Origin of the sequence: Streptomyces sp. NPDC017676 (assembly GCF_044329325.1) — a bacterium.
In the GTDB taxonomy this organism is placed as follows: Bacteria; Actinomycetota; Actinomycetes; order Streptomycetales; family Streptomycetaceae; genus Streptomyces.
Genome location: NZ_JBIRJA010000019.1, coordinates 1 through 4,960 on the forward strand (window position 1 = coordinate 1; position 4,960 = coordinate 4,960).

General features: G+C 71.5%; 2 protein-coding genes. Both read left to right on the top strand.

Annotated features, from left to right (window positions below):
- Positions 1 to 9: 9 nt before the first annotated feature.
- On the top strand, positions 10 to 3,561 hold the full coding sequence (locus ACH4LD_RS33770) for an amino acid adenylation domain-containing protein (protein ID WP_398106207.1): 3,552 nt from the start codon (positions 10 to 12) through the stop codon (positions 3,559 to 3,561).
- 485 nt (positions 3,562 to 4,046) lie between these two features.
- Positions 4,047 to 4,925: an ACP S-malonyltransferase gene (gene fabD / locus ACH4LD_RS33775; protein WP_398057931.1), complete on the top strand. Its 879-nt coding sequence runs from the start codon at positions 4,047 to 4,049 to the stop codon at positions 4,923 to 4,925.
- Positions 4,926 to 4,960 lie beyond the last annotated feature (35 nt).

The following is a 4,960-nucleotide window of genomic DNA, read 5'->3' on the forward strand; positions in this document are numbered from 1 at the left end:
GCGCCGTTGTTGCGGGATCTTTCGGTGGCTTATGGGGCGCGTGTCGGGGGTGGTGTTCCGGGGTGGGTTCCGTTGCCGGTGCAGTATGCGGATTACACGTTGTGGCAGCGGGAGGTGCTGGGTTCGGAGGGTGATCCGGGCAGTGTGGTGTCGCGTCAGTTGGAGTACTGGCGTGGGGTGTTGGCGGGTTTGCCGGAGGAGTTGGGGTTGCCGTTCGATCGGTCGCGGGGTGGGGTGGCGTCGTTCGAGGGTGGTGTGGTGTGGGGTGGTGTGGATGCGGGGGTGGGCCGGCGGTTGGTGGGGTTGGGGGGTGATTGTGGTGTGACGTTGTTCATGGTGGTGCAGGCTGCGGTGGCGGTGGCGTTGTCGCGGCTTGGTGCGGGTGGGGATGTTCCGTTGGGTACTCCGGTGGCGGGTCGTATGGATGACGCGTTGGAGGATCTGGTCGGGTTCTTTGTGAATACGTTGGTGTTGCGGACGGATGTGTCGGGTGATCCGTCGTTCCGTGAGGTGTTGGCGCGGGTTCGTGAGGTGGATCTGGGGGCTTTTGAGCATCAGGATGTTCCGTTCGAGAAGTTGGTGGAGGTGTTGAATCCGGCGCGTTCGGTGGCGCGGCATCCGTTGTTCCAGGTGTTGGTGCAGATGGAGGATGCCGGGGGTGCCGGGGGACTGGAATTCGCCGGAGTGGAGGCGGTGCCGGAACGGTGCGGCCCGGTGGCGTCGAAATTCGATCTCTCGGTGTGTTTCTTCCGCGAAGCTGAAGAAGGGCTGACGGTTTCGCTGGAGTACGCGGCGGATCTGTTCGACCGTTCGACGGCGGAGCGGATTCTGGGGTGTCTGCTGCGGGTGCTGGAGTCGGTGGCGGCGGACCCGGATGTCCGGGTGGGTGAGTTGGAGGTGCTGTCGGCGGGGGAGCGGCGCCGGCTCCTTGAGGACTGGAACGGTGCCGCGGTGGCGGTGCCGGAGGGTTCGTTGCCGGAGGCGTTCGCGGCCCGGGTGGCGGCGGTGCCGGACGCGGTGGCGGTGGTGTGCGGGCCGGAGTCGGTGACGTACGCGGAGCTGAACGCGCGTGCGAACCGGCTGGCCCGGCTGCTGCTGGAGCACGGAGTGGGGCCGGAATCACTGGTCGCGGTCCTCATGGAACGCTCGGTGGAGACGGTCGTGGCACTTCTCGCCGTACTCAAGGCCGGCGCGGCGTATCTGCCGGTCGACCCGGAGTATCCGCGGGAACGCATCGAGTACATGCTCGCCGACGCCCGACCCGCGCTCCTCCTCACCGACACGTCCTGCGGCACCACCTCGGCGGCGCCGGCCGGAATCCCCCTGGTCGTCACGGACGGCCCGGAGACGGCCGCCGCACTCCTGCGGTACCCGGACGCCGACCCCACCGACGCCGACCGCACCCGCCCGCTCCACCCGTCCCATCCCGCCTACGTCATCTACACCTCCGGATCGACCGGCCGGCCCAAGGGCGTGGTCGTCCCGCACCGTGGCCTGCTGAACTTCCTGGCGGCCATCGAGGAACCGACGGCACTCGGCCCGAAGGACCGGCTGCTCGCGGTGACCACCGTGGCGTTCGACATCCATGTGCTGGAGCTGTTCGCCCCGCTGCTCGCCGGGGCCTGCGTCGTCCTGGCGGACCGTGCCGCCGTGCGCGATCCGGCCGCCCTGGCCCGCATGGCCGAGCGGCACGAGGTGACGATCATGCAGGCCACACCGACCCTGTGGCAGGCGCTGCTCGCGGAGCACGCCGCCGCGGTCCGGGGACTGCGCATGCTCGTCGGCGGCGAGCAACTCTCCTCGGCCCTGGCCGAACGCATGCGGGAGACGGCCTCCGAGGTCGTCAACCTGTACGGTCCCACCGAGGCCACCGTGTGGTCGACCCGGGCCCGGGTGACAGCGGAGCACCAGGGCAATCCGCCGATCGGGCGCCCCCTGGACCGTACCCGCGCGTACGTCCTCGACGAGGGGCTGCGGCTCGCGCCCGTCGGAGTGGCCGGCGACCTGTATCTGGCGGGCGACCAACTGGCCCGTGGATATCTGAACCGTCCCGGACTGAGCGCCGAGCGGTTCGTGGCGGACCCGTACGGCCCGGCGGGGACGCGGATGTACCGCACGGGGGACCGGGCGCGGTGGACGGCGGTCGGGACCCTGGAGTACCTGGGCCGGACCGACGACCAGGTCAAGGTGCGGGGCTTCCGGATCGAGCTGGGCGAGGTGGAGGCCGCGCTGGCCCGGGTCCCGGGTGTCCGGCAGGCGGCCGTTGCGGTGCGTGCGGACGCCGGGGGCGGTCAGCGGCTGGTGGGTTACGTGGTGCCGGCCGAGGAGGGCGCCGTCGACCTGGCGACGGTCGCGCGTGCCGGGGTGGCGTCGGTGCTGCCGGGGCACATGGTGCCCTCGGTGGTCATGGTGCTGGAGGCGTTGCCGTTGACGCCGAACGGGAAGCTGGACCGCAAGGCGCTTCCCGCCCCGCGGGTGGTGGCCTCGGCGGAGGCGCGGCTGCCGCGCACCCCGCGCGAGGAGATCCTGTGCTCGCTCTTCGCCGAGGTCCTGGGCGCGGAATCGGTCGGCGTCGACGACGGCTTCTTCGACCTGGGCGGCCACTCGCTCCTCGCGATGCGGCTGATGAGCCGCGTCCGCAGCGTGCTGGGCGCCGAGCTCACCATCCGCGACCTGTTCGCCCACCCCACCGTCGCCGAACTCGCCGCACACCTGGACGACGGCGTTCGGAGCGACCCGCTCGACGTGCTGCTGCCGCTGCGCACACGGGGCTCGGCCACACCCCTGTTCTGTGTGCACCCGGCCGCCGGCATCAGCTGGGTCTACGCCGGCCTGCTGCGCGACCTCGATCCCCGGTGCCCGGTCTACGGTCTTCAGGCCCGCGGGCTCACGCGTCCCGAGGACCGCCCGGCGACCGTCGCCGAGATGGCCGCCGACTATCTCGACCGGATACGGGCCGTGCAGCCCGAGGGCCCGTACCGGCTCCTGGGCTGGTCCTTCGGCGGACTGGTCGCCCACGCCATGGCCGTCGAACTTCAAGCGGCGGGCCAGCAGGTCGAGTTGCTGGCGCTGCTCGACAGCTACCCCGGCGGCGCCGGGGCGCACGAACCGGCCATGACCGCCGACGCCCCCGAGACCCTCGCCGCGCTGCTGGTGTCCCTCGGGTGCGAACCGCCCGCGGCGCCCGACGGCACACCCCCGCTGGACCCCGCCCGGTTCCTCGACACGCTGCGCACGGCCGGCCACCCGCTGTCGGGTCTCGACGAGCGGCAGGTCCGCAGGATGGCCGAGGTGTTCGCCGCCAGTGACACCCTGATGCGCGCCGGGGCGCGGGGCGTCCACGCCGGCGAGACGCTGCACTTCACCGCCGCGCACGGCAGGACGGCGGACGCGCCACGGCCGGAGGACTGGCGGCCGTACGTGTCCGGCACCCTCACCACGTACGAGGTGGCCTGCACGCACGGGGAGATGACCCGCCCTGAGCCGGTCGCGTTCATCTGCGCCGTGCTCAACGAGCGCCTCGCCGACCCGGCCCCGGAGGACATCGCACCGGCGAGCTGACCGGCCTCTTCCGTCGCGGCGGCGCGCGGGGGGAGGACACGGCGGCTCAGGACCAGGCAGCCACCCCCCTGGGCGCCCGCGCAGCTCAGGGGGGTGGTCCGGTGCGCTCCCGACCCGCCCGATCCGTCACCCCGGGCACCGCTCCCGACCGCCCGATCCGCCACTCCCGGCACCTCTCTCGACGTGCCCGATCCGTCACCCCGGGCACCGCTCCCGACCGCCCGATCCGCCACCCCCGGCACCCCTCCCGGCATGCCGGCCCTCCCCCTCTCCGGTCGCTCTCCCCTCGATCCGCAACCGGATCTCCGTCCTCCGGGGCGCCCGCGCCGGCCGCACCACGGATCCGCGAAGCGCCGGCGCGGAGATCCGGAGTCGAGAGCCGGTGAAGATGGGCCGCCGATCCCGGTCACCGAAACTCACCCCATCACGTAGTCCGCGGCAGTCGCTCGACGACTGGCCGTCATTTCGCCGATCTGAGAGACACCATGGTCTTCGCAGTGCTTTTCCCCGGGCAGGGCGCGCAGACGAAGGGAATGGGGACGGAGCTGTTCGGCCGTTACCCCGGGATCACGCGTTTCGCCTCAGACCTTCTGGGATACGACCTCGTCGCGCTGTGCCGCGACAACCCTGACAACCGGCTCGCGCGCACCGAGTACACGCAGCCGGCGCTGTTCACCGTGAACGCACTGCACATGTTCGAGCGCACCCACCGGGAAGAACGGGAGCCGGACTTCCTCCTCGGTCACAGCCTCGGCGAGTACAACGCGCTCCTGGCCGCCGGTGCGTTCGACTTCGAGACGGGGCTCCGCCTCGTCCAGAGACGAGGCGAACTGATGGCCTCGGCGTCCGGCGGCGGGATGACCGCGGTCATGGACGTCCCGGCGAGCCGGCTGCTGGACATGCTCGGCGCGGACGGGATCGAGGGGATCGACCTCGCGGGGTTCAACAGCCCGGGCCAGACCGTCATCGCCGGCCCCGCCGAGGAGCTGCGCGCCGCGCACGACGTGTTCCGGCGCAGGGGGATCCGCTTCGCCCCGCTGAACGTCAGCGCGCCCTTCCACTCCCGCTACATGGAGCCGGCACGCGCGGAGTTCGAGCGTCATCTGCGCCGGTTCACCTTCCGGGAGCCCACGGTGCCGGTCATCGCCAACGTGACCGGGCGCCCGTACGCGCGGGGGTCGATCGTCCAGACCCTGTGCGACCAACTCGTCCAGCCGGTGCGGTGGGTGGACAGCGTCCAGCACCTGCTGGCCATCGACCCTCGGGTGACGTGTGAGGAAATCGGCGGCCGGGCCCTTCTCCGCATGGTGGACCGCATTCGGGACGAATTCGTCCCCGATCGACTCAGCGAAGCGAGGAATTAAGGACTGTGGACAGGAAAGAACGGATTCGCCGGTTC

Bases quoted from the DNA above. Each gene is read 5' to 3' on its own strand.
- fabD (WP_398057931.1), top strand. From the start codon at position 4,047: ATGGTCTTCGCAGTGCTTTTCCCCGGGCAGGGCGCGCAGACGAAGGGA.